Annotated in this window: 21 protein-coding genes; 7 read left to right on the top strand and 14 right to left on the bottom strand. The window is 72.6% G+C overall.

Going from position 1 to position 22,417, the window contains the following annotated elements; genetic code table 11:
- Positions 1-106: 106 nt before the first annotated feature.
- The 3 genes from ACIP93_RS29440 (at position 107) to lnt (ending at position 3,326) form a co-directional block, all read left to right on the top strand.
- The gene (locus ACIP93_RS29440; protein WP_401763451.1) at positions 107-982 is read left to right on the top strand and encodes an undecaprenyl-diphosphate phosphatase; all 876 of its coding nucleotides are present in this window, start codon (positions 107-109) and stop codon (positions 980-982) included.
- A gap of 93 nt (positions 983-1,075) precedes the next feature.
- Entirely contained in the window at positions 1,076-1,555 is a 480-nt protein-coding gene (locus tag ACIP93_RS29435) for a nuclear transport factor 2 family protein (protein WP_401763449.1), read from the top strand.
- 70 nt (positions 1,556-1,625) lie between these two features.
- Positions 1,626-3,326 carry an apolipoprotein N-acyltransferase gene (gene lnt, locus ACIP93_RS29430; protein WP_401763446.1) on the top strand — a complete coding sequence of 567 codons (1,701 nt, stop codon included), beginning with the start codon at positions 1,626-1,628 and terminating at the stop codon, positions 3,324-3,326.
- Here lnt and ACIP93_RS29425 read toward each other — a convergent pair.
- Both ACIP93_RS29425 and ACIP93_RS29420 read right to left on the bottom strand, forming a co-directional pair.
- Positions 3,211-4,116 carry a Gfo/Idh/MocA family oxidoreductase gene (locus ACIP93_RS29425; RefSeq protein WP_345225214.1) on the bottom strand — a complete coding sequence of 302 codons (906 nt, stop codon included), beginning with the start codon at positions 4,114-4,116 and terminating at the stop codon, positions 3,211-3,213. The genes lnt and ACIP93_RS29425 overlap by 116 nt on opposite strands.
- 20 nt (positions 4,117-4,136) lie before the next feature.
- A complete protein-coding gene (locus ACIP93_RS29420) occupies positions 4,137-5,387 on the bottom strand; it encodes an FAD-dependent monooxygenase (protein WP_401763443.1) in 1,251 nt (416 codons plus the stop codon).
- Positions 5,388-5,466: 79 nt separating this feature from the next.
- Here ACIP93_RS29420 and ACIP93_RS29415 point away from each other — a divergent pair, with 79 nt between their 5' ends.
- Both ACIP93_RS29415 and ACIP93_RS29410 read left to right on the top strand, forming a co-directional pair.
- Entirely contained in the window at positions 5,467-6,108 is a 642-nt protein-coding gene (locus tag ACIP93_RS29415) for a TetR/AcrR family transcriptional regulator (RefSeq protein ID WP_401763441.1), read from the top strand.
- 137 nt (positions 6,109-6,245) lie between these two features.
- Positions 6,246-6,752: a hypothetical protein gene (locus ACIP93_RS29410; protein ID WP_401763438.1), complete on the top strand. Its 507-nt coding sequence runs from the start codon at positions 6,246-6,248 to the stop codon at positions 6,750-6,752.
- A gap of 31 nt (positions 6,753-6,783) precedes the next feature.
- Here ACIP93_RS29410 and ACIP93_RS29405 read toward each other — a convergent pair whose 3' ends face one another.
- The 9 genes from ACIP93_RS29405 to ACIP93_RS29365 all read right to left on the bottom strand — a co-directional run bounded on the left by ACIP93_RS29405 (position 6,784) and on the right by ACIP93_RS29365 (position 17,035).
- A complete protein-coding gene (locus tag ACIP93_RS29405; RefSeq protein ID WP_401763436.1) occupies positions 6,784-7,257 on the bottom strand; it encodes a hypothetical protein in 474 nt (157 codons plus the stop codon).
- Positions 7,258-7,334: 77 nt separating this feature from the next.
- Entirely contained in the window at positions 7,335-8,018 is a 684-nt protein-coding gene (locus ACIP93_RS29400) for a uracil-DNA glycosylase (protein ID WP_401763433.1), read from the bottom strand.
- Between the two features lie 87 nt (positions 8,019-8,105).
- Complete coding sequence (locus ACIP93_RS29395) at positions 8,106-9,695, bottom strand: ABC transporter substrate-binding protein (RefSeq protein WP_401763430.1); 1,590 nt, start codon at positions 9,693-9,695, stop codon at positions 8,106-8,108.
- Between the two features lie 160 nt (positions 9,696-9,855).
- Entirely contained in the window at positions 9,856-10,632 is a 777-nt protein-coding gene (locus ACIP93_RS29390; protein WP_345225202.1) for an SDR family oxidoreductase, read from the bottom strand.
- A 27-nt stretch (positions 10,633-10,659) separates the two neighbouring features.
- The gene (fabG, locus tag ACIP93_RS29385) at positions 10,660-11,421 is read right to left on the bottom strand and encodes a 3-oxoacyl-ACP reductase FabG (RefSeq protein WP_345225200.1); all 762 of its coding nucleotides are present in this window, start codon (positions 11,419-11,421) and stop codon (positions 10,660-10,662) included.
- 157 nt (positions 11,422-11,578) lie between these two features.
- Positions 11,579-11,989: a DUF3037 domain-containing protein gene (locus ACIP93_RS29380; protein WP_345225197.1), complete on the bottom strand. Its 411-nt coding sequence runs from the start codon at positions 11,987-11,989 to the stop codon at positions 11,579-11,581.
- The gene (locus ACIP93_RS29375) at positions 11,986-12,870 is read right to left on the bottom strand and encodes a HipA family kinase (protein WP_345225195.1); all 885 of its coding nucleotides are present in this window, start codon (positions 12,868-12,870) and stop codon (positions 11,986-11,988) included. The genes ACIP93_RS29380 and ACIP93_RS29375 overlap by 4 nt, the downstream gene beginning before the upstream one ends.
- Before the next feature lie 500 nt (positions 12,871-13,370).
- A complete protein-coding gene (locus tag ACIP93_RS29370; RefSeq protein ID WP_401763426.1) occupies positions 13,371-15,398 on the bottom strand; it encodes a CocE/NonD family hydrolase in 2,028 nt (675 codons plus the stop codon).
- Positions 15,399-15,688: 290 nt separating this feature from the next.
- Entirely contained in the window at positions 15,689-17,035 is a 1,347-nt protein-coding gene (locus ACIP93_RS29365) for an ATP-grasp domain-containing protein (protein ID WP_401763423.1), read from the bottom strand.
- 199 nt (positions 17,036-17,234) lie between these two features.
- On the opposite strand from ACIP93_RS29365, the gene ACIP93_RS29360 reads away from it, so the two are divergent.
- A complete protein-coding gene (locus ACIP93_RS29360; RefSeq protein ID WP_345225192.1) occupies positions 17,235-17,528 on the top strand; it encodes a metalloregulator ArsR/SmtB family transcription factor in 294 nt (97 codons plus the stop codon).
- The gene (locus tag ACIP93_RS29355; protein WP_401763420.1) at positions 17,525-17,911 is read left to right on the top strand and encodes a VOC family protein; all 387 of its coding nucleotides are present in this window, start codon (positions 17,525-17,527) and stop codon (positions 17,909-17,911) included. Before ACIP93_RS29360 ends, ACIP93_RS29355 begins: the two co-directional genes overlap by 4 nt.
- An 80-nt stretch (positions 17,912-17,991) precedes the next feature.
- On the opposite strand, the gene ACIP93_RS29350 is transcribed toward ACIP93_RS29355, so the two are convergent.
- From ACIP93_RS29350 to ACIP93_RS29340, 3 genes are all read right to left on the bottom strand, one after another.
- On the bottom strand, positions 17,992-20,067 hold the full coding sequence (locus tag ACIP93_RS29350) for an iron ABC transporter permease (RefSeq protein ID WP_401763417.1): 2,076 nt from the start codon (positions 20,065-20,067) through the stop codon (positions 17,992-17,994).
- 22 nt (positions 20,068-20,089) lie between these two features.
- The gene (locus ACIP93_RS29345) at positions 20,090-21,079 is read right to left on the bottom strand and encodes an iron-siderophore ABC transporter substrate-binding protein (RefSeq protein WP_345225189.1); all 990 of its coding nucleotides are present in this window, start codon (positions 21,077-21,079) and stop codon (positions 20,090-20,092) included.
- A 113-nt stretch (positions 21,080-21,192) separates the two neighbouring features.
- Positions 21,193-22,131, bottom strand: a complete 939-nt coding sequence (locus ACIP93_RS29340; protein WP_345225188.1) for an ABC transporter ATP-binding protein — start codon at positions 22,129-22,131, stop codon at positions 21,193-21,195.
- Positions 22,132-22,417 lie beyond the last annotated feature (286 nt).

The raw sequence follows: 22,417 nt of genomic DNA, 5'->3' as shown, positions 1-22,417 counted from the left end.
CTGATCACCCTCCGGCCACCTTCCGCGGGTACGCTGCGCACCACTCACCCCACCCTCCGCGCGGCGGCGCTCCGCCGCGCGCCCTCTCGGGACGGCGCCACCCCTCATGAGCTGGTTCGAATCCTTCATCCTCGGCCTGGTCCAGGGCCTGACCGAGTTCCTGCCCGTCTCCTCCAGCGCCCACCTGCGGCTGACGGCGGCGTTCGCGGGCTGGCACGACCCGGGGGCGGCGTTCACCGCGATCACCCAGATCGGCACGGAGACGGCGGTCCTGATCTACTTCCGCAAGGACATCGCGACGATCGTCGGCGCGTGGTTCCGCTCGCTGCGGGACAAGTCGATGCGGAGCGACCACGACGCGCAACTGGGCTGGCTGGTGATCGTGGGTTCGGTCCCGATCGGGGTGCTGGGCGTGACGCTCAAGGACCAGATCGAGGGCCCGTTCCGCGACCTGCGCCTGATCGCCACCACGCTGATCGTGATGGGCGTGGTGCTGGGCGTCGCGGACCGGCTGGCGGCGCGCGCGGAGCGGGAGACCGGCCGGCACACGGCGGGCAACCACCGCAAGACGCTGAAGGACCTGGGCGTCAAGGACGGTCTGGTCTACGGCCTCTGCCAGGCGATGGCTCTGATCCCGGGCGTCTCCCGGTCCGGGGCGACGATCAGCGGTGGCCTGCTGATGGGCTACACCCGGGAGTCGGCGGCCCGGTACTCGTTCCTGCTGGCGATTCCGGCGGTACTGGCGTCCGGACTCTACGAGCTGAAGGACGTGGGCGGGGGGCACGTGTCGTGGGGGCCGACGCTCCTGGCGACCGTGGTCGCGTTCGGCGTCGGGTATGCCGTCATCGCCTGGTTCATGCGCTTCATCACGACGAAGAGCTTCATGCCGTTCGTGTACTACCGGATCACGCTCGGGGTGCTGCTGTTCGTGCTGGTGGGCATGGGCGTGCTGAGCCCGCACGCGGGCGAGTCGGCGGGCTGAGCCGCCGGCCGGGGCGCGCCACGGGCCGGGGCGGCGCACACTCGTGCCCCACGGGCCCTTGGCGGCGCGACCGCGCTGGTCGAGACTGTGGCGATGACCCAGCGTGTGGAACTCGCGACCGTTATGGACCGGCTGGCCGTCGACGCGGTGATCACCGGCTACGCCGTGGCCGTCGACGACGCCGACTGGACCGCGTACGAGGCCCTGTTCACCCCCGACGGCCGCGCCGACTACCGCTCGGCCGGCGGCATCGAGGGCCCGGCGGGGGAGGTCGCCGGGTGGCTCGCGGAGACGCTCACGGTCTTTCCCGTACGTCAGCACCTGATCGTCAACCGGCGGCTGCGGCTGGAGGACCTCAACGGGGACACGGGCGACCGGGCGGAACTCCAGGCCGACTACCTCAACCCGATGTTCCTGGAGCAGCCGGGCCGCCCGGCCGGCGCCCCGGCCCCGAACTTCGTCACCGGCGGCCGCTACGCCTTCGAGCTGCTGCGCTCCGAGGAGGGCGCCTGGCGGGTGCGCCGGGTGACCGTGCACGAGAAGTGGCGGCGCACGGACCCGCACGCGCTCTGAACGCCCACTGTCCCGCCGTGCCCCGCTCCCCCACACTGGGATCATCACGGCGGTGGTGAGGAGGCGCGGCATGCCGAAGCAGTGGGTGTCGAGCGGGCACCCGGACCGCCTGCGACCGGACGACGGCCGGGAGGCACCCGCCGGGGACCTCGTCCGAACACCGGCGCCGCCCCGGCGTCGTGTGCTCGCCACCCGTCCCCGGCGTGCCCTCGCCGCGCTCCTCGCCGGGGCCCTGCCGGTGTTCGCGTTCCCCGCGCCGGGGCTGTGGTGGTTCGCGTATGTCGCCCTGGTGCCCTGGATGCTGCTGCTCCGGTCGGCGCCGACCGGCCGGCGGGCCGCGCTGGAGGGGTGGCTGGGCGGGGTCGGGTTCGTGGTGGCGGTGCACCACTGGCTGATGCCGAGCCTGCATGTGTTCATCGTGGTGCTGGCGGCCCTGCTGGGGCTGCTGTGGCTGCCGTGGGGTGTGCTCGTACGTTTCCTGCTCGGCGGCAGACCGACCGTGCGGCGCGCCGCGGCCGCCGTCGCCGTGCTGCCGTCCGGGTGGCTGATGGTGGAACTGGCCCGTTCCTGGGAGGCGCTGGGCGGTCCCTGGGGGCTGCTCGGCTCCTCGCAGTGGGACGTGACGGCCGCGCTGCGGCTGGCCTCACTGGGCGGGGTGTGGCTGGTGACGCTGCTGGTGGTGGCCGTGAACACCGCCGTCGTGGTGCTGCTGACGCTGCGGCACGCCCGCACCGCGGCCCTCTGCGCCCTCCTGGGCTGCGCCGTGCTCGCCGGGACGGGACGGTTCCTGGCCCCGCTTCCGGCTGCCGAGCGCACCGCCAGGGTCGCCGTCGTCCAGCCCGGGATCTTCGACGGCGACGGCAGTGCCGGACAACGTCTGGCCCGGGGCGAGGAGTTGACCCGTACGCTCGCGGGAGAGCGGGTGGACCTGGTGGTGTGGGGCGAGAGCAGCGTCGGCGAGGACCTGGTGGCCCGGCCCGACGTGGCGGCCCGGATCACCGCACTGTCCCGGGCCCTCGACACGTATCTCCTGGTGAACGTGGACGCCCGGCGCTCCGACCGGCCCGGCATCTTCAAGTCGTCGGTGCTGGTGGGGCCCGAGGGGCCGACGGGGGCGCGGTACGACAAGATGCGGCTCGTCCCGTTCGGTGAGTACGTCCCGGCGCGCGCCCTGCTCGGCTGGGCCACCTCGGTCGGCAAGGCGGCCGGCGAGGACCGGATGCGGGGCACGGCCCCGGTGGTGATGGCGCTGCCGAACGGGCTGCGTCCCGGCCCGCTGGTCTGCTTCGAGTCGGCGTTCCCCGACATGAGCCGCCGCCTGGTCAGGGACGGTGCGGACCTGCTGATCGCGCAGTCCGCGACGTCCACCTTCCAGCACAGCTGGGCCCCCGAGCAGCACGCGACGCTCGCCGCGCTGCGGGCCGCCGAGTCGGGGCGGCCGATGGTGCACGCCACGCTCACCGGGGTGAGCAGTGTGTACGGGCCCGACGGCCGCCGGATCGGGCGGCCGCTGGGCACCGACCGGAGCGCCGCCGCGGTCTACGAGGTACCGCTGGCGGCCGGTCTGACCCCGTACGCGCGGTACGGCGACTGGGCGGTGCACCTGGCGCTGGCCGCACTGGCGCTGCTGCTCGCCGCGGAGGGGGTGCGCCGCCTCAGGAAGCCTGTCCCAGGACCGTCCGTACCACGCGCTCGCACAGCTCGTGCGTGGCGAGCGCGTCGCGGGCACCGAGCAGCCTCTGCGCCCGTACGGAGTCCAGGAACCCGGTGACGGCCTGCTCGATGCCGCGCTGGCGGGCGACGGGCACCCAGTCGCCGCGGCGGCGGACGGTCGGCTGCCCCTTGTGGTCGATGATCTCGGCGAGGTTGACGACCTGCCGCTTGCTGTCCTGGCCGGAGACTTCCAGGATCTCCTCGGTGGAGCCCGACACGTGGTTCATGGTGCCGATCGCGGTGAAGCCGTCGCCGGAGAGCTGGAGCACGACGTGGTGCAGCAGCCCGTCCACCACGCGCCCCCGCACGTCGACGTGGTCGATCTCGCCGGGCGCCAGGAAGCGCAGGGTGTCGACGACGTGGATGAAGTCGTCCAGGACGAAGGTGCGGGGCTCCTCGGGCAGGCCGACGCGGTTCTTCTGCATCAGGATCAGGTCGCGCGGGTGGTCGGCGCACTGCGCGTAACCGGGGGCCAGCCGGCGGTTGAAGCCGACGGCGAGGCTGACCCCGCGCTCCTCGGCGAGCTCCACCAGCCGCACGGAGTCGGCCAGGTCGTACGCGAGGGGCTTGTCCACGTACGTCGGGACGCCCGCCTCCAGGAGGGCGGTGACCAGCTTCGGGTGCGCGGAGGTCGACGCGTGCACGAAGGCCGCGTCCAGGCCCTGCGCGAGGAGCCCGTCGAGCGTGGTGTGGGTCCGGGCGGACGGGATGCGGTGGGTCTCGGCGATGCGGGCCAGTGTGCCGAGGGTGCGGGTCTGGAGGTGGATCTCGACCCCCGGAAGGGACGCGAGGACGGGCAGGTACGCCTTCTGCGCGATGTCGCCGAGGCCGATGACGCCGATCTTCACGGGGGTCTCCCTCTGTGCTGCTAGGACTGCTGGGCCTGTCGTGCCTGGTGAACAGGTGTCCGGGCAGCATACGTGCGCTGCGGGGGCCGCCAGTCGCAGACTCCGTCGAAGGCCCGCAGGGCCAGCGCGGAGGGGCCCAGGCCCGCCAGGCGGAGCACGGTGTCGCGGAGGGCCGCGCCCGGTGCGCCGGCCGGCATGGCCAGCCGGGCGATCTTCGCGGACTTGGCGACGATGCCGGTCGTACGGGGCAGCCGGTCCGCGGTGAAGGCGGCGAGCCCCGCTCCGAGGTCCCCGTCCGGGTCCAGGTGGTGGCCGAGGACGACGCCGTCCTCGATGGACTGGTTCCCGCCCTGGCCCATGGTCGGGCACATGGCGTGTGCGGCGTCGCCGATGAGGACGGCGCGGCCGCGGTGGAAGGTGTCGAGCGGGGTGTCCAGGTGGAAGACGTCGTGCCGCAGGACCTGGTCGTCGGTGGCGGCGGCGACGATCTGCGGCACGGGGTGGTGCCAGTCGCCGAAGCGGCGCAGCAGCTCGGCCTTCTCGCCGTCGGCCGAGCGGCCTCCGACGGGGGTGCGGGCGGCGGCGTAGGCATAGACCCGGCCGTCCTTGAGGGGCTGGGTGCCCCAGAGCATGCCGCGCCCCCAGGTCTCGTGCGGGGCGAAGGGGCCGGTGGGCGCGGGGACGACGACCCGCCAGGTGGTGAACCCGGCGTAGCCGGCTCCGGGGTGCTCGGGGAAGAGGACGTTCCGGACTCCCGAGCGCACGCCGTCGGCCCCGACGACGACGTCGGCCTCGATGTCGCCCGCGTCGGTACGGACCACGGCGGGCCGTCCGCCGGGCTCGCCCGCGTCCACGAGGGAGGCGGCGGCGCCGGTGCGGACGGTGCCCTCGGGGAGCGCGGCGGACAGGACGTCCACGAGGGTGGCGCGGTGCAGCAGGACGAGCGGTCCGCCGAAGCGCTCGGCGGCGGCGGCACTGTCGGTACGGGACAGCCAGCGGCCGCCCGGTGCGCGTATCCCGCCTTCGCCCTGCCAGGCGGCGAGGTCGCGGACGGTGTCGCCGAGGCCGATGACGTCCAGGGCGCGCAGGGAGTTGGGAGCGAGGCCGATGCCGGCGCCGACCGGGTCCAGGGAGGCGGCCCGTTCCAGGACGGTGACCTGCCAGCCGCGCTGGAGAAGGGTGGCGGCGGCGGTGAGGCCGCCGATGCCGCTGCCGACGACGAGGGCGCGGCGGGGCCGGTGCTGCGAGTTCCGGGGCACGTGCGGGGACATGACGCCTCCTGGGTGACTACACCTGTAGTGACACTTCGCACGCTACTACACATGTAGTGAGCGGGGGTAGGCTGGTCCCATGACCGCACGCACCTCCCCCGGCTTCCGTGAGACCCCCGCCCACCGAGCGGACCGCGTCGCCGACGCCGCCCTGAAGCTCCTGGTCGAGCGGGGAATGCGCGGGCTGACCCACCGGGCCGTGGACGAGACGGCGGGCCTGCCGCAGGGTTCGACCTCCAACTGCGCCCGCACCCGCCAGGCCCTGCTGGAACTCGCGGTGCGCAGGCTGGCCGTGGTGGAGAGCGAGGCACTGGGGGTGCGCTCGCTCCCGGGCTCCGGGCCCGGCGACGGACCGGGCCCCGGACCCGGCCCCGGTCTCGACCAGTTGGTGGACCTGCTCGCCGACACCCTGCACCGGTACCTCACCGAGCATCGTTCCCTGCTGATCGCCCGCTACGAACTGGGCCTCGAAGCCACCCGCAGGCCCGAACTCCGCGAGTTCTACGACGCCACGGGGCGGGCCGGCTTCCAGGGGCCGCTGATCGCGCTGATGACGGCGGCCGGCTCGCGGGAGCCCGAACGGCACACGCTGTCGCTGGTCGCATGGGTGGAGGGGCTGATGTACTCCTGTGCCGCGGGCTCCTACCACGCGTCCGTGCCGACGCGGGCGGAGCTGCGCACCGGCTTCGGCGAGCTGCTGCGCGGCATGCTCGGCGGGTAGGCCCGTTTCGTACGGTACGTGAGCACCTGGCCCGCGCTTCACTCGTGTGGAGCAATATCGGCCTCCCGACTTCCCCCACGGGCGGCGGGCTCTACAGAGTGGCGCGGGTGCACCGAACGAAAACCGTGACGAGAACCGTGACGAGAACCGCTGCGACGCTCCTGGTCGGGGTCGCCGTGTCGGCCGTGTCGGGCTGTGTGGCCGCCGACGCGGACCGGCCCGGACCGCCCGCAGCCCGGTCCCCCGCCGCCCAGCAGCCCCGCCCGCCCCAACTGCCCCACATGATCGGGAACGGTGGCAGCCCCGGCGAGCTGGTCGAGGCGCCCGTCCACGAGGTGCTCGAAGCGGCTCTGCTGCCCTCCGAGCGCGCCCCCGAACCGGCCGCCGCCCCACCGGCCTCCCGCGAACCCCGCCCCCGGGCGGCGGACGACGAGCCGCGGCCGCCCGCGCGCCGGGCGGCCGCCCCGAAGACCCCCACCGCGCCCCCGGAGCCCGTGCCCCGCCGCGAGCCGGAGCGGGGGCGGCCCGCCCTGCCGAAGCTCCCCACCTCGGCGGCGGACGTGTGCGCGCTGGGCGCCGACTACGGCGGCTGGCAGCCGGACAGCCCGCAGGCCCGCATCTGCCGTGAGGCATACGGGCGTTGACGCCCGGCCTCAACGCCCGGCCCGGCGCGCCTCACGGCCCGGCCAGGCGCGCCTCCAGCCGTCCGATCGCCTCCCGCACGCCCAGCGCCGGGCGCTCCCGCTCCCCGAGCGCTTCGGCCAGGGCGCGGGCCCTGCGCAGATGGACGCGGGCGGCCTCCGGGCGGCCCAGCTCCAGGTAGTCGGCGGCCAGGTCCAGATGCAGGCGGGGGTGGAAGCCGCGCAGTTCCATCGGCGGGCGGCGGCCTCCCCGGCCGCCGTCGCGCCCGTCGGCGGCGGCCAGGGCCCGCAGGTCCCAGAGCAGCCGGTCCCGGGGGGCGTCCTGGGCGTCGGCCAGGTAGTGCGCGGCCATGCAGCGGTGCCACGGGTCGCCCTGCGGGCCCAGCTCCTCCCACAGCGCCCCGAACCTGCTGCGGGCCTCCTCCCGGTCACCGGCGTGCAACAGGATCGCCGTCTGCCCGATCCGGGTCATCACGGCCTCCTCCGACGTCTCCTGCTGCTCCACCACTGCGGCCTCCGCTGCGTGCCCGGTCGCTCGACTCTCCCGGTGACGCTAGCCGCAGGCGGGGGCGATCGGGCTCAGGCTCAGCCCAGGTTCGGCAGGGTCCAGTCGATCGCCTCGTGGCCCTGCTCGGCGACGGCGGCGTTGATCTGGGTGAAGGGGCGCGAGCCGAACCACTTCTTCGCGGACAGCGGGGAGGGGTGCGCGCCCTTGACCACCGCGTGCCGCTCGGTGTCGATCAGCGGGAGCTTCTTCTGGGCGTAGTTGCCCCACAGCACGAAGACCGCCGGGTCGGGGCGGTCGGCCACCGCGCGGATGACGGCGTCGGTGAACTTCTCCCAGCCCTTGCCCTTGTGCGAGTTCGCCTCGCCCTTGCGGACGGTGAGCACCGCGTTGAGCAGCAGCACGCCCTGCTCGGCCCACGGCATGAGGTAGCCGTTGTCCGGGATGGGGGTGCAGAGCTCCTCGTGCATCTCCTTGTAGATGTTGCGCAGGGAGGGCGGCGTCTTCACGCCGGGCCGCACCGAGAAGCACAGCCCGTGCCCCTGGCCCTCGCCGTGGTACGGGTCCTGGCCGAGGACCAGGACCTTCACCTTGTCGTACGGGGTGGCCTCCAGGGCGGCGAAGACCTGCTCGCGCGGGGGGTAGACCGGGCCGGCGGCCCGTTCCTCCTCGACGAACTCCAGGAGCTCCTTGAAGTAGGGCTTCTCCAGCTCCTCGCCGAGGACCCCGCGCCAGGACTCGGGCAGCATCTGGATGTCCGTCACGTCAACAACCTCCGGTGAGCGATTCGTTCTCTGTCGGAGAACCTACCGGCCACCACTGACAACGCCGTCCGGGCCCGCTGCGCGCCCCTAGTCCCAGCTGGTCTTCCGGTACAGCTCCCACACCTGCATGATCGTCTGCGGGTCCAGCGTCAGCTCGGTGCCGCCGACGTCCTCCAGGGCGGCGACGTACAACTTGCCCTGCCACAGCGGCAGCAGCCGCACGTCGCGCATCAGCACGTCCTGGGCCTCGACGAAGTAGTCGGTGGCCTTGTCCCGCTTGACCTCGCGACGCGACTTCGGCAGCAGCTCGCCGGTGATCCTGGGGACGACGTACGGCGTGGAGATGGCGTTGCGCTCGCCGACGAACGGCGACACGAAGCTGTCGGGGTCCGGGTAGTCCGGCGCCCAGCCACGGCCGAAGACGGGGTAGGAGCCCTTCTGCACGCCCTGGGAGAACTCGTCCCAGGGGAGCCCCTTGACGGTGATCCGGAACAGCCCCGAGGCCTCCAGCTGCCGCTTGAGTTCGGCGAACTCCAGGGCGGTCGAGGAGCCGTAGCGGTCGGTCGGGTACCAGAAGGCCAGCGGTACCGGCGTGGTGATGCCGCCGGCGCGCAGGATGCGCTTGGCCTCGGCGACGTCCGCCCTGCCGTAGGTGTCGAAGAAGTCGGTGGTGTGCCCGGCGATGCCGGCCGGCACCATCGAGTACAGCGGTTCGGCGGTGCCCCGGTAGACCTTCTCCACGAGGGCCGGCCGGTCGACGAGCTGGGCTATCGCCCGGCGGACGGCCGGCTTGGCGGCGTACTTGTCCTTCGGGTTGAAGACCAGGTAGTGGATCTCGGAGCCGGGCGACTCGGTGACGTGGATCGGGCCGTCCGTCTCGTCCTGGAGGGCCACGATCTGCTCGGCGGTCAGGCCGCGGAAGGTCGCGTCGATCTCCTTGTTCTTGAGCGCCTTGACCATCTTCGCGGAGTCGTCGAAGTAGCGGATGGTCACCGCGGCGTTCTTGCGCTTGGCGAAGCCCTTGTAGGTGGAGTTGCGCTCCAGGTCGGCGCCGGAGTCGGCGCCCTTGGGGCGGTAGGCCTTCAGGACGTACGGACCGGAGCCGACCAGCGAGTTGTCGGTGCGCAGCCGTCCGGCCGGGTACGCGGTGGGGCTGACCAGCGACATGCCGGGGGTGGCCAGGACGAACGGGAAGGTGGCGTCGGGCTTGTTGAGCCGGAAGACGACCTTCTGCTTGCCCTGCGTCTCGACCTTCTGGAGGCTGCTGAGCAGGCCCGCGGGGCCGCCCTCGGCGTTGATCCGCACGATGCGCTCGATGGAGTGCCGGACGGCCTCGGCGTCGAGCGCGGCGCCGTCGGAGAAGGTCAGCCCCGCCTTCAGGGTGCAGGAGTACACGCGGTGGGCGGTGTCGTCGAAGGCGCACGACTCGGCCGCGTCCGGGGTCGGGGTCACGGTGCCGGTCTGGTAGCTCAGCAGGGTCTGGAAGACGTTGCGGTACAGCTCCCAGGAGCCGTCCCACGCGCCGGCGGGGTCCAGCTTGCTCGGCTTGCTCGTGGTGCCCACGCTCAGCCGGTGTTCCGGATCGGAACCTTCCTCGGTCAGCGCCCCGCAGCCGGGCAGCAGGGATAGGGAGGTGAGGGCTGCGGCAACCCGCAGACATCTGGCCCGGTCAAACACGTGCACGCTCCTCGTTCAGCCGTGGGATCGGCAGACGATACCGCAACGGCCCACCGGAGCAACGAAGTTGTCCAGCAGGCCGCCGCGGTAAAGGAAGGGCAAATTCCGCCCATCCCGGATACAAGAGGAACTACCGCACCCCGGTCCGCGCCGATCTCCCTCAGCCGACCCCGGCGTTGAGGAAGATCCCGCCGTCCACGACGAGCGTCTGACCGGTGATCCAGTCCGACTGCGCGGAGGTCAGGAACGCCGCCGCGCCGCCGACGTCGGAGGGCGCGCCGAGCCGCCCCAGCGGGTACGCCGAGGTGACTTCCTCCTCGCGGCCCTCGTAGAGCGCCCGCGCGAACTTCGTCTTCACCACGGCGGGCGCGATGGCATTGACCCGCACCAGCGGGGCGAACTCGTGCGCCAACTGGAGGGTGAGGTTGATCATCGCGGCCTTGCTCATGCCGTACGCGCCGACGAACGGCGAGGCCGAGACTCCCGCGACCGACGCGATGTTGACGATGGCCCCGCCGTTGGCGCTCTGCCACGCCTTCCAGGTCTGCTGGGCGAAGCCGAGCGCCGAGATGACATTGGTCTCGTAGACCTTGCGGGCGACGTTCAGGTCCAGGTCGGCCATCGGGCCGAACACGGGATTGGTGCCGGCGTTGTTGACCAGGAAGTCGACCCGGCCGAACGCCTCCATGGTGCGCGCGACGGCGACGGCCTGGTGCTCCTCGTCGGCCGCCTTGCCCGCCACTCCGATCGCCCGGTCGGCGCCGAGCTTCTCGACGGCCTCCTTCAGGGCGTCCTCGTTGCGTCCGGTGATGCACACCCGGTCGCCGCGGGCCACCAGGGCCTCCGCGACGCCGTAGCCGATGCCGCGGCTGGCTCCGGTGATGAGGGCGACCCGGCCGCTGTCCGGCGCCCCGCTGTCCTGCACTGCTTCCGTCATGAGCTCGTAGTCCCTTTGCTGGCCGGGTCAGTTGAGGGGTCCGCCGGCGACGTACAGGACCTGTCCGGAGACGAAGCCCGCCGCCTCGCCGGTGAAGAAGGCGATGGCGTTGGCGATGTCCTCGGGCCTGCCGACGCGCTGCACCGGGATCTGGGAGGCCGCCGCGGCCTGGAAGTCCTCGAAGCCCATGCCGACCCGCTCGGCGGTCTGCGCGGTCATTTCGGTGACGACGAAGCCGGGGGCGACGGCGTTGGCGGTGACGCCGAACTTGCCGAGCTCCTTGGCCAGGGTCTTGGTGAAGCCCTGGAGGCCGGCCTTGGCGGCGGCGTAGTTGGCCTGGCCGCGGTTGCCGAGCGCCGAGGACGACGACAGGTTGACGATACGGCCGAACTTCGCGTCCACCATGTGCTTCTGGACGGCACGCGACATGAGGAACGCGCCCTTGAGGTGGACGCCCATGACGGTGTCCCAGTCCAGGGCGCTCATCTTGAAGAGCAGGTTGTCACGGAGCACGCCCGCGTTGTTGACCAGGACGGTCGGCGCGCCCAGTTCGGCGGCGACGCGCGCCACGGCGGCCTCCACCTGCGCCTCGTCGGACACGTCGCAGCCGACCGCGAGGGCCCGGCCGCCCGCCTTGGTGATCTGCTCGACGGTGTCCGCGCAGGCCGCCTCGTCGAGGTCGAGGACGGCGACGGCACGGCCGTCGGCCGCGAGCCGCAGTGCGGTGGCGGCGCCAATGCCGCGCGCCGCCCCGGTCACGATCGCCACGCGCTGCTCGGTGGTGGACATCCCTGTTCTCCTCGCCCTTGGGAACCGGCCCCCGGGGGCCGCTCAACAGCTGAGCAACCGCTTAGTAGCTTCAGCAGTCGTGACGCTAGAAGCCACGGCACCCGGTGTCAACGACCGCCCCGCCACCCGAACGAAGGTCACACGGCGTCGGCTCCCCTCACCGGACCAGCAACTCCAGCAGCCGTTCCAGCTCCGCCTCGGGGTCGGCCGTGAGTCCGGTGTGCACGGGGCCGGGCTGCACGACGCCGGAGCGCGGCGCGCTCAGCCAGCGGAACCGCCGCCCCGGGTCGTCGCCGGCCGCCTGTCCCGCCGCCTCGCCGCCCCCGCAGAGGCCCTCCACCGCGCGCAGCGCGGCCCGTACGCCCACGACGTCGGCCCCCGGGTCGAGCACCCGGAGCTTGTCCTCGTCGAGGTGGGTGAGGGCGGCCGCGTACGACTTCGCCCGGCAGTACACCAGCACCCCCGCGTTGAACATCTCGCCGCGCTCGACGCGGGGCACGACCCGCAGCAGCGCGTACTCGAAGACGTGCCGCTGGACCGGGGCCCCGGCGCTCTGGTGCTCGCTCACTTCGCGCCGCCGTCCTGCTGCTGGTCCTTCTTCGCGCCGGACGGCGTGGCAGGCCGCGTGGCATGCGGCGCCGGCTTCAGGCGCTCCTTCAGCCAGCCCGGCGCCTGCGACGGCCGGTCCTCGGTCGGGGCCTCCAGCACGATCCGCTCGTGCACGGTCGCGGCACGCGGCAGCAGCGCGTCCACGTACGCCCTGCGCAGTGCGTCGGTGCTGTCGAAGCCGGGCTCGTCGGCCAGCCACACGTCGGGCACCTGGGCGGCGACCTCGGTCAGCAGCTCCTCCGTCACCAGCGGCGCCAGCTTCGCGGCGGCGGCCGCGAGGTCCGGCCGGAACCGGGCCAGCGCGTGGTCGGAGGCGTTGTAGGGCTTGGCCGACGCGGAGGCGGCGGTGGGCCAGTTGTGGTGCCAGATCATGGTGGCGCCGTGGTCGATGAGCCACAGGTCGCCGTGCCAGACCATCATGTTGGGGTTGCGCCAGGAGCGGTCGACGTTGTTGATGAGCGCGTCGAACCACACCACCTCGCCCGCCTCGGCGGGCCCGACCTCGTACGCCAGCGGATCGAAGCCGATCGACCCCGGCAGGAAGTCCATCCCGAGGTTCAGCCCGCCGCTCGCCTTGAGCAGCTCCTGCACCTCCTGGTCGGGCTCGCCCAGGCCGATGACGGGGTCGAGGTCCATGGCGACCAGCCGGGGCACCCGCAGCCCCAGCCTCCGCCCGAGCTCCCCGCAGATCACTTCGGCGACCAGCGTCTTGCGGCCCTGTCCGGCGCCGGTGAATTTCATGACGTACGTGCCGAAATCGTCGGCCTCGACGATTCCCGGGAGCGAGCCGCCCTCACGCAGGGGCGTGACGTAGCGGGTCGCGATGACTTCGGTCAGCATTTTCCCAGGCTATCGGCCCGCCGCTCCCCCACATCCACGGCCACCCGCGAGCCATCCGCGTCGGCCCGAGCCTCCCGAGGGGCTGCCCGCTCCTCTCAGTTCTGCTCGCACTCTGCTCGCAACTGCAATCTGGTTTCGTCACGTGACACGCTGCGGATGCCGAGAAGGGCCTGTCGCGCGAGCTCCGCGATTCCGGGGAGGACATCGGCTGAGGCCGACTTGCCGGCTCGGCCGGCTGTCCGGGTGGGGGCGGCGAGCAGGGCGGGTTGCACGAGGCCGAAGGTGCTTGCGGCGGCGAGGAAGGCCGGGAGCAGAACGGCAGCGCCGCTCCGGGCGCCGTAGGCAGGGCCTTCCCCCCCCCCGCAGCGGGCCCCGGCACAGACCGCTGCCCCGGTGAAGGAAGAGATCTGGGGCGGAGGCACTGAAACCTCCGCCCCACCCTCGGAGCCGCGACATCCGGGAACCAGCTCCTCCCGCCGGGGGCGGGTGCGCCCGCGGAGTCACAGGGCGTCGCGCGGCACCGTCTCGTTCCAGGTGCGGGAGAAGACCCGGCGGCCGCCCTCGTAGCCGTCGAGGGTCGCGTCGACGTGGAACTCCTCCTCCGAGCAGCGCATCCGGGTGCGGGTCTCCACGCGGACGTCCCAGTCGTCCCGGGTGAAGCGCATGGTCCAGGCCGTCTCGCCGGCGACGGAGGTGAAGTCGTCGGCGGTGGCGGTGTAGCGCTCCTCGGCGCGCAGTCCGGTGTCGAGGCCGATGTCGTCGATGCGCACGGTGCCCCGGTCCTTGACGATCTCCAGCGCGGAGCGGTACCCGATGAGGTCCCGGCGGACCTCCCAGCGCTCCTCCGGGGCCGTCACCTGGGTGGAGGCCAGTGGCGGGCAGCCCTCGGGCTCGCCGAAGGGCTGCTGCGGGAGTTCGTCCGGTTCGGCGGTGGGGCGCACCGGCAGGGTGAGGGTGCTGGTGCCCTCGTACACGCTCAGGCGGGCCGGGCGCGGGGCGGGCCAGACCAGGGGCCAGTACGAGGTCGACAGCGAGAGCCGGATCCGGTGGCCCGGCGGGAAGGCCTGTGCCACTCCGTTGAGCTGGACGGTGGCCCGGTAGCGCCTGCCCGGTTCCAGGAGTTCGGGCTCGCCGGTGCCCGCGCGGTGGGTGAGGTTGAGGACGCCGTAGGTGACCCGGGTGGCGCTGCCGTCGGGGGCGACGTCCGAGATCCGGGCGGCGACCGTGGCGACGGGTTCGCTGACGGTGAGGTCGAGTTCGACGCTCGGGCTGCCGAGGATCTCCACCGGCTCGGTGAGCGGCTCGGTGTCGAAGACGAGGGAGCCGCCGTCCTCCTCCCGCTGGTCGTACGGCAGGTCGGGCGGCGCGTTGTAGGAGGCCCACTTCCCCGCGAACTGGCCCACGGACAGCGGCGACTGCACGGTCATGGGCTCGCCCGCGGTCGGCGCCGGGCCCGTCGCGGCGATCCGGTGGCGCAGCAGCGCGCGGCTGACCGGGGTGATGTGCGGCGAGGGCCAGGAGGGCTCGCCCACCCAGCGGCCCGGGCGTTCCTCGTACGAGGTGGACGGCGGGACGCTGTCCTGCATCCAGGCCTGGAGCATGGGGCCGTCCATGACGCCGTTGTCGACGCCCTTGAGCCAGTGGTCCCACCAGCGGACGACTTCCTGGAGGTAGCCGATGGCGGGCCCGGGCTCGCCGAGGTGCGGGTACTTGTGGGACCAGGGTCCGACCAGGCCCTTGCGCGGTACGTCCAGGTGTTCCAGGACGCGGGTGACGGCGTTGGAGTAGCCGTCGGCCCAGCCGCTGGAGGCGAGCACCGGGACCTGCACGGCGGAGTAGTCCTCGCACACCGAAGCGTGCCGCCAGTAGTCGTCGCGGCGCTGGTGGCGCAGCCAGTTGAGGATCCAGGGCCGGGTGTTCTCCATGCGCTCGTGCCACATGTCGCGCCAGCGCTCCCCGACGAGGGCCGGGTCCGGGGGGCAGGTGGCGTAGGCGAACATGGTGCCCGCCTCGGCGAGGTTGTCGGAGAGCAGGGCGCCGCCCATGTAGTGCATGTCGTCGGCGTAGCGGTCGTCGGTGAAGGAGGCCAGGACGACGGCGCGCAGGCTCGGCGGACGGCGGGCGGCGGTCTGGAGCGCGGCGAAGGCGCCCCAGGAGATGCCCATCATGCCGGTGTTCCCGTCGCACCAGGGCTGTTCGGCCAGCCAGGCCAGGACGTCCTCGGCGTCCGTCTGCTCCTGTTCCAGGTACTCGTCGGCGAGGACGCCCTCGGACTCGCCGGTGCCGCGCAGGTCGACGCGTACGCAGGCGTAGCCGTGCCCGGCGAGGTACGGGTGGTGGATGGAGTCCCGTACGGCGGACAGGTCGCGCTTGCGGTACGGGATGTACTCCAGCACGCCGGGGACCGGCTCGGTGTCCGAGGAGACGGGCCGCCAGACACGGGCGGAGAGCCGGGTGCCGTCCCGGGCGGGGACGACGACGTGCTCCTCCTCCTTGACGGCGTGGGGCAGGTTGCTGACGTAACGCATGGGGTGGGGGCCGCTCCTTTCGGGAGGGGGCGGGTGCACCGGCCCGGACGCGGCGCGGGCGCTCGGGCGGGGATTCCGCGGGTGCTCGTCCAGGTGCCGGGCGCATGCCTGGGCGGGAGCTTCGCGGGTGCTCGTCCAGGTGCCGGGCGCGGGCCCTGCCGGTGCTCGGGCAAGGATTCCGCGAGGGTTCGCCCAGACGCCGGGCGGGGGCTCGGGCGAGGGCTCCGCGGGCGCTCGCGCAGGCGCTTCTCCGGTGCCGGCTCGGGTTCTCTCAGGCGCCCGGTGCCCGGTCAGACGTTCTTCTCGTCGCGGGCGCCGGGCGTGGTCTGGGTGAAGTCCAGGCCGAGTGCCGCGACCGCGCGGTCGTACTTGGCGCGGATGTCGTCCTCGCTGTCGCCGCCGGTGAAGATGTGGGCGATCTCGTAGCTGTAGCTGTCCTGCTGTTCGGTGTCGGAGAGCCGCTGCCCCTCGCCGGGCACGACGTCGATGCGCACGCCGGGGATCTCGCGTTCGATGCGCGCGATGTCCTCGGGTCCGGGCGTCTGGCGCACGGTGCCGTCGGCGAACCAGCGGTAGTACCACTTGGCGGCGACCCGGTAGGGGCCCTGCCGGTGCGGGAGCCGGGGGTCGCGGCCCAGCGCGAGGCTGAGCATGCAGTGGTGGTTGGGCACTCCGTCGACGTACTCGAAGAGCTCCGCGTGGGACTGCGAGTGCCGGGGGTTGATCTCCAGCAGGTTGAGCGCCTCCGTCTGCGGGTCGTAGAAGTACTCGATGCTGAAGGTCGCGGCGTCCATGCCGATCTGGCGCATCACCTTCTTCGACACGTCGTGCAGGCGGCGGATCACCGGTTCCGGCAGCGCGGAGGGGTACTGGTGGCGCAGGAAGCTGGAGGAGCCGGGGTAGTTGATGGAGTCGAGGACGCCGTAGACGACGACCTCGCCCTCGTGGACGTAGCCCTCGACGGCGACCTGGACCCCGGTGAGGGACTCCTCGGCGAGGCAGACCTGGCCGCCGACACCGGCCATCTCCTCGGGCAGGTCCAACTGGTCGAGCACGTACTCGAAGGGGCGGCCGACGCGGGAGACCCCCTCGCGTATCGCGCCGACGGCCTCGCGGAACTCCTGCTGGTCCTTGACCCCGAAGGCCAGTTCCGAGGAGTACGAGAGAGCGGGCTTGACCCACATCGGGAAGCTCATGCCCTCCGGCACGGCCGGTTCGTCGGCGGAGAGGTCGACCCGCCCGAACTTCGGGTGCTCCTGGACGACCTTCTCCTGCTCCAGGCGGGACCAGTACTTGTGCTCGCACTTGACCACGGATTCGAGGCTGGTGGAGCGGGTGCCGTAGCGCTCGGCGAGGATCGGGACGAGGGTGCTGACGGGGAAGTCCCAGTAGCCGACGATCGCGTCGACGCTGCCCTCGAAGGCGTCCAGGACGCGCGTCGCCCGGTCGATCAGGTCCGGTACGGACACCTCGCCGGACTGGAGTTCCCCGATGGTCAGCAGCGGGTGGAAGACGTACTCGGCGGCGTGCGGGACGGCGCGCAGGGTGGGGAGGTTCGCCTCGTCGAGACCGATCACGAAGATGTTCTGGGGAGCGGCCGGGCTGTTCGGGCTGTTCGGGCTGTTCGGGCTGCGCAACGGTTCTCCTTCGGTCGTCCGGTCGCCCGGTTGTTTCTTCCGGGTGTCGTGGGCGACTTCCTCGTATGGCCGGATTCATACGTAGCGAAAGCAAATCCGTCCGGAGGCGACGGACGCCGCGGCGGGCCGTCGTCGCGTACGGCCCGGGCCGGGCTCCCCGCACTTGATAGGCAAGTCCACACTTGCCTATGGTGGAGACATGGCGGACGATGTGTTCAAGGCCCTGGCCGATCCCACCAGGCGGCTCATTCTGGACGAGCTCGTACGGCGTGACGGCCAGACCCTCTACGAGATATGCGCGCGCCTGCTGACCGTGCACGGCCTCGGGCTGTCCCGGCAGGGCGTCAGCCAGCACCTCGCCGTGCTGGAGGGCGCCGGGCTGGTGCGCCCGCGACGCGAGGGCCGCTACAAGTTCCACGACCTGAACACCGAACCCCTTGAGCAGATCGCCCTGCGATGGCCCAAGCCGCATCCCCCGAAGGGCTCCCCATGAGGATCAGCATCACCAGCGTCTTCGTCGACGACCAGGCCAAGGCGTTGAGCTTCTACACGGACACGCTGGGCTTCGTGAAGAAGCACGACGTGCCGGCGGGCGGGGCCCGCTGGCTGACCGTGGTGTCGGCGGAGGACCCCGAGGGCACCGAACTGCTGCTGGAGCCGGACCAGCACCCTGCCGCACGGGCCTACAAGAAGGCCCTGGTCGCGGACGGCATTCCGGCCGTGCAGTTCGCGGTGGACGACGTGCAGGGGGAGTTCGAGCGGCTGAGCGCGCTCGGGGTCGCCTTCACCGTGGAACCGATGGAGGCGGGCCCGGTCACGATCGCCGTCCTGGACGACACCTGCGGCAACCTGGTGCAGCTCGCGACCCAGCCCTGAGACAGCCGGAAGGGGTGGACCCGAAGACTCCGGTCCACCCCTTCGCCGTGCCGGGCGCCCGGCCTCCCGCCCCGCCGCGGTCAGCGCGCCGCGCCCCGGCTCCGCACCAGGAGCCACAGGAAGTACGGCGTGCCGATGACCGCCGTGACGATGCCCGCGCCGATCTGAGCCGGCGCGATGACCGTACGGCCGATCACATCGGCCAGACCCACCAGCGCCGCGCCCAGCAGCACCGCCACCGGCACCACCCGTACGTGCCTGCGGCCCACCAGCGCGCGGGCCGCGTGCGGCGCGACCAGGCCGACGAAGGCGATGGTTCCGGCGGCCGCGACGGCCGCGGCGCTCAGCAGCACGCCGACGCCCAGCAGGACCAGCCGGGAGCGGGAGAGGCCGAGGCCCAGCAGGCGCGGGGTGTCCTCGTCGAGCGAGACGAGGTCCAGCTCGGTGCGCCGGAACACCGCCACGCCGAGGCCCACCAGCAGCATCAGGCCGAGCGGGATCAGGTCGGGGAAGCCCCTCCCGTACGTCGAACCGGACAGCCAGGTCAGTGCCTTGGTGGCGTTGAACGGGTCGGTCAGGACGATGAGCAGGCTGATCAGCGCGGTGGTGGCGGTGGCCACGCCCATGCCGACCAGGACCAGGCGGTTCTGCTGGAAGCCGCCGCGCGCGGAGAGTCCGAAGACGATGACGGCGGCGACCGCCGCGCCCGCGAAGGCGGCGAGCGCCATGTCGGCGGGGCCGGCCAGCGGCACGGTGGTCACCAGGATCACCGCGCCGAGCGCCGCACCGCCGGAGACGCCCATGATGCCGGGTTCGGCGAGCGGGTTGCGGGTGACGGCCTGGATGAGGGTGCCCGCCAGGGCCAGGGCCGCGCCCGCGAGGAGGGCGGCCAGGACGCGCGGGACCCGGGTGTCCAGGACGAAGGTGGTGGCCCGGCCCGCGTTGTTCCCCAGCCAGTTCACGACGTCGCCGAGCAGCAGCATGGTGTCGCCGAGGAGCACGGAGGCGATGACCAGGCCGACGAGGACCGCGACCAGCACGGCGGTCACGGTGAGGAAGACCGTACGGCTGCGGATGCGCAGCTTGTCCGGCGGCGAGGCGGCGCCCAGGTCGCGGCCCCGGGTGGCGAGGCCGACCAGGAAGAACGCGCCGACGAGACTGGTGACCACGCCGGTCGGCACGGCCACCGAGGCGTCCGCCGAGACCAGGGTGCGCAGCAGCACGTCCGAGCCGAGCACCAGGACGACGCCGGTGAGGGCGGCGGCCAGGACGCTGCCGCGGACCTTGGTGAAGGCCCGGTAGCGGCGGGCCAGCACGCGCACGACGGCCGGGGCGACCAGGCCGACGAAGCCGATGGGTCCGGCGAGGGTGACGGCGGCGGCGGACAGCAGCGTGGCGAGGACGACGGTGACCACGCGCGTGTTGCGCACGTTGACACCGAGCCCCCGGGCGGCGTCGTCGCCGAGCGCGAGGGCGTCCACCCGGCGGGCGACGAGCATCAGCCCGAGGAGTCCGACGGCCAGCAGCGGCAGCATGGCCACCACTCCGCCGAAGCCGTGCTGGGCGATGCTGCCCTGGTTCCACTGGTGGATGCCGTCCGTCTCCAGCGGGAAGAGCAGCAGCAGCCCTTCGGTGACGGCGGTCAGGCCCAGGGTGAGCGCGGTGCCGGCGAGGACCAGGCGGACGGTTCCCGCGCCGAGCCCCGACATGCCGAGGACGATCGCCGCGGCGGCGAGTCCGCCGACGAAGGCGACGCCGGAGGAGGCGAAGACCGGCAGCGTGACGCCGGTCGCGGCGACGAGTCCGAGCGCCAGGTAGGAACCGGCGTTGACGGCGAGGGTGTCGGGCGAGGCCAGGACGTTGCGGCTGACGGCCTGCAGGGCGGTGCCCGCCATGCCGAGGACCGCGCCGACGAGGATTCCGGCGACCATGCGCGGCAGCCGGGAGGACAGCACCACGGAGGAGTCCGTGGTGTCGGCCTGCCCGGTGAGCGCCTTGAAGACGTCGGCGGGGCCGACGTGGGCGGTGCCCTGGGTGATGTCGACGACGGCGAGTACGGCGACCAGCAGGACGAGCCCGGCCGTCACCGCTGCCGCGCCGCCCTTCCGGGAGGCCGCCGCCGGAGGGGCGGCGGGTGCGGTGGTGGTGACGGCCATGGTGATCGCTTGCGTCCCGTCGTTACTTCTTCAGCGCGGTGACGACGGAGTCGACGTACTTCTCCATCGAAGCGGTGCCGCCGAACATCCACACGCCGTCGGGCAGGCGGTGCGTCTTGCCGGCCTTGACGAAGGGCAGGTTCTTGTAGACGGCGTCGTCCTTGAGGACGCCGTCGAAGACGGTGCTGCTCTTGTCCTCGTCGTTGGAGATGTAGGCGAACTCGGTGTCCTTGTCGAGCTTGGTGAGGCCCTCGACGTCGGTCTTGCCCAGGCCGTAGGCCGGGTCGCCCTCGACCTTCCACGGGTTGGCCAGGCCGAGCCTGTCGTTGACCGCGCCGATCAGCGAACCGCTGGTGAAGGGGCGGATGCCGACCTGGCTGCCCTGGGCGTAGCCGTCCGCGAAGGCGAACTTGGTGCCCTTGTGGCCGGCCTTCTCCAGGTCCGCCTTCGCGGCGGCCAGCTTGGTCTCGAAGCCCTTGGTGAGCTCGTCGGCCTTGGCCTTGGTGCCGGTGGCCTGGCCGATCAGGCCCAGGTTCTTGGTCATGTTGCCGACCGGGTCCTTGGCGTCGGCCGACTTCAGGTTCAGGACCGGGGCGTACTTCTCGAGCTGCTTGACGGCGGCCTTGGGAAGGTCGGTGGTGGCGACGATGAGGTCGGGCGCGAGGGCGGCGATGGTGTCCATGCTGGGCTCGCCGCGGGTGCCGATGTCCTTGGGGGACTTGGTCAGCGGGGCGGACTTGTCCCACTGGGAGTAGCCCTTGACGTCGGCGACGCCGACCGGCTCGACGCCGAGCGAGACGAGGTGCTCGACGACGTCCCACTCGGTGCCCACGACCTTCTTGGCGGGGGCGTCGAGCTTGACCGTCTTGCCGTCGGCGTCGGTGAGCGTGATGGCCTCGGAGGCCTTCGTCTCCTTCTTCTTGTCCGCGGCGGGCTCGGTGGTGCCGCAGGCGCTGAGGGCGAGGACGGCCGTGGTGGTGGCCGCGGCGGCGAGGAGGAGGTGTCGCTTCATGACGGGGACTTGGCCTTTCGGAGTGCGCGGGGGTGCGCGTCGAGCGGAGAGTGGAACGGGGTGGAAAAGTCTTGGGGGCCGGAACGGCGGGCGGCGGACGGGCGGGCCGAGGACTAGACGCGCGCGTCGATCTGCGCCGCGTCGCCGTCCCGTTGGGCCGTGACGGCGCCCGGCTGCGCGGTGTCCCCGTCCAGCATGCGTACGCCGTCGGGGGTGCGCCGGGTGTGGTGCCGGCCCAGGGCGCGGGTGCGCAGCCTTCCGGTCAGCGGGTCGGTGGAGACCTCGATGCGGATGCCGTACGTGTCGGTCAGGCGCTCCGGGGTGAGGACCTCCTCGGGCGTGCCGTCCGCGATCACGCGGCCCGCCTTGAGCAGGACGATCCGGTCGGCGACGGCGGCCGTCTGGTCGAGGTCGTGCAGGACGACGCCGACGGCGATGCCGTGGTCGTCGGCCAGGTCCCGGATCAGGTCGAGCAGTTCGACCTGGTAGCGCAGGTCGAGATACGTCGTCGGCTCGTCCAGGAGCAGTACGCCCGTCTCCTGCGCCAGGCACCCGGCGAGCCACACCCGCTGGAGCTGGCCGCCGGACAGGTGCTCGACGCCGCGCTCGGCGAGTTCGGTGACGCCGGTCAGCGCGAGCGCCCGGTCCACGGCCGCGCGGCCGTCCGGGTCGGCCTTGCCCCAGCGGCCCCGGTAGGGGTAGCGCCCGAACTCCACGACATCCCGTACGGACAGACCGCTGGGCGTGGGCCGCCCCTGGGTGAGCAGGGCGACGTACCGGGAGAACTCGCGGGGGCTGAGGGCGAAACCGTCGGTGCCGGCGTCCAGCGTGAGCGCCGCGTGCCGCGGCTGCTGGAGGCGGGCGACGGTGCGCAGCAGTGTCGACTTGCCACTGCCGTTCGGCCCGACGAGCACGGTGACGCGGCCCGGCGAAAGCTCCAGGGACGCCTCGTGCACGACGTCGACACCGTCGTACGCCACGGTGACGTCCGTGGCGTTGAGGGTGTGGCCACGGAGTGCCGCGGCCTGGGGAAGTTCTTCACCGGCATTCACAGACTGAAGGTTAGCCTAACCTAAACTTGGCCGAAAACACCTGTCCCGAATCCCGTCCTGACGACCAGTCGCGGCACGCCGCCGAGCACCGAACGGCCGCCGGCCCGTGCGCGCCGCCGAGCGCCGAGTGGACACCGGCCGCGACACGCCGCCGCCCTCCGGGCGGACGCCGGGGAGCACCGCGCCGGCGACCAGGGCGTCACCCGGCCGGCCGAGCGCGGAACATCCAGGACCTGTGCGGCAGAACCGTCCGCGAGCCCCGCCGCGCCGCCGGACATGCCGATCC

Origin of the sequence: Streptomyces sp. NPDC088745 (genome assembly GCF_044751045.1) — a bacterium.
In the GTDB taxonomy this organism is placed as follows: domain Bacteria; phylum Actinomycetota; class Actinomycetes; order Streptomycetales; family Streptomycetaceae; genus Streptomyces; species Streptomyces cremeus.
The sequence above is the reverse complement of the archived record's forward strand: the minus strand, read 5'-3'. Positions and strand labels throughout refer to the sequence as shown.

Coding starts and splice junctions, on each gene's coding strand:
- ACIP93_RS29435 (WP_401763449.1), top strand. CDS start 1,076: ATGACCCAGCGTGTGGAACTCGCGACCGTTATGGACCGGCTGGCCGTC.
- ACIP93_RS29440 (WP_401763451.1), top strand. CDS start 107: ATGAGCTGGTTCGAATCCTTCATCCTCGGCCTGGTCCAGGGCCTGACC.
- ACIP93_RS29415 (WP_401763441.1), top strand. CDS start 5,467: ATGACCGCACGCACCTCCCCCGGCTTCCGTGAGACCCCCGCCCACCGA.
- fabG (WP_345225200.1), bottom strand. CDS start 11,421: ATGTCCACCACCGAGCAGCGCGTGGCGATCGTGACCGGGGCGGCGCGC.
- ACIP93_RS29375 (WP_345225195.1), bottom strand. CDS start 12,870: ATGCTGACCGAAGTCATCGCGACCCGCTACGTCACGCCCCTGCGTGAG.
- ACIP93_RS29420 (WP_401763443.1), bottom strand. CDS start 5,387: ATGTCCCCGCACGTGCCCCGGAACTCGCAGCACCGGCCCCGCCGCGCC.
- lnt (WP_401763446.1), top strand. CDS start 1,626: ATGCCGAAGCAGTGGGTGTCGAGCGGGCACCCGGACCGCCTGCGACCG.
- ACIP93_RS29370 (WP_401763426.1), bottom strand. CDS start 15,398: ATGCGTTACGTCAGCAACCTGCCCCACGCCGTCAAGGAGGAGGAGCAC.
- ACIP93_RS29350 (WP_401763417.1), bottom strand. CDS start 20,067: ATGGCCGTCACCACCACCGCACCCGCCGCCCCTCCGGCGGCGGCCTCC.
- ACIP93_RS29390 (WP_345225202.1), bottom strand. CDS start 10,632: ATGACGGAAGCAGTGCAGGACAGCGGGGCGCCGGACAGCGGCCGGGTC.
- ACIP93_RS29345 (WP_345225189.1), bottom strand. CDS start 21,079: ATGAAGCGACACCTCCTCCTCGCCGCCGCGGCCACCACCACGGCCGTC.
- ACIP93_RS29360 (WP_345225192.1), top strand. CDS start 17,235: ATGGCGGACGATGTGTTCAAGGCCCTGGCCGATCCCACCAGGCGGCTC.
- ACIP93_RS29355 (WP_401763420.1), top strand. CDS start 17,525: ATGAGGATCAGCATCACCAGCGTCTTCGTCGACGACCAGGCCAAGGCG.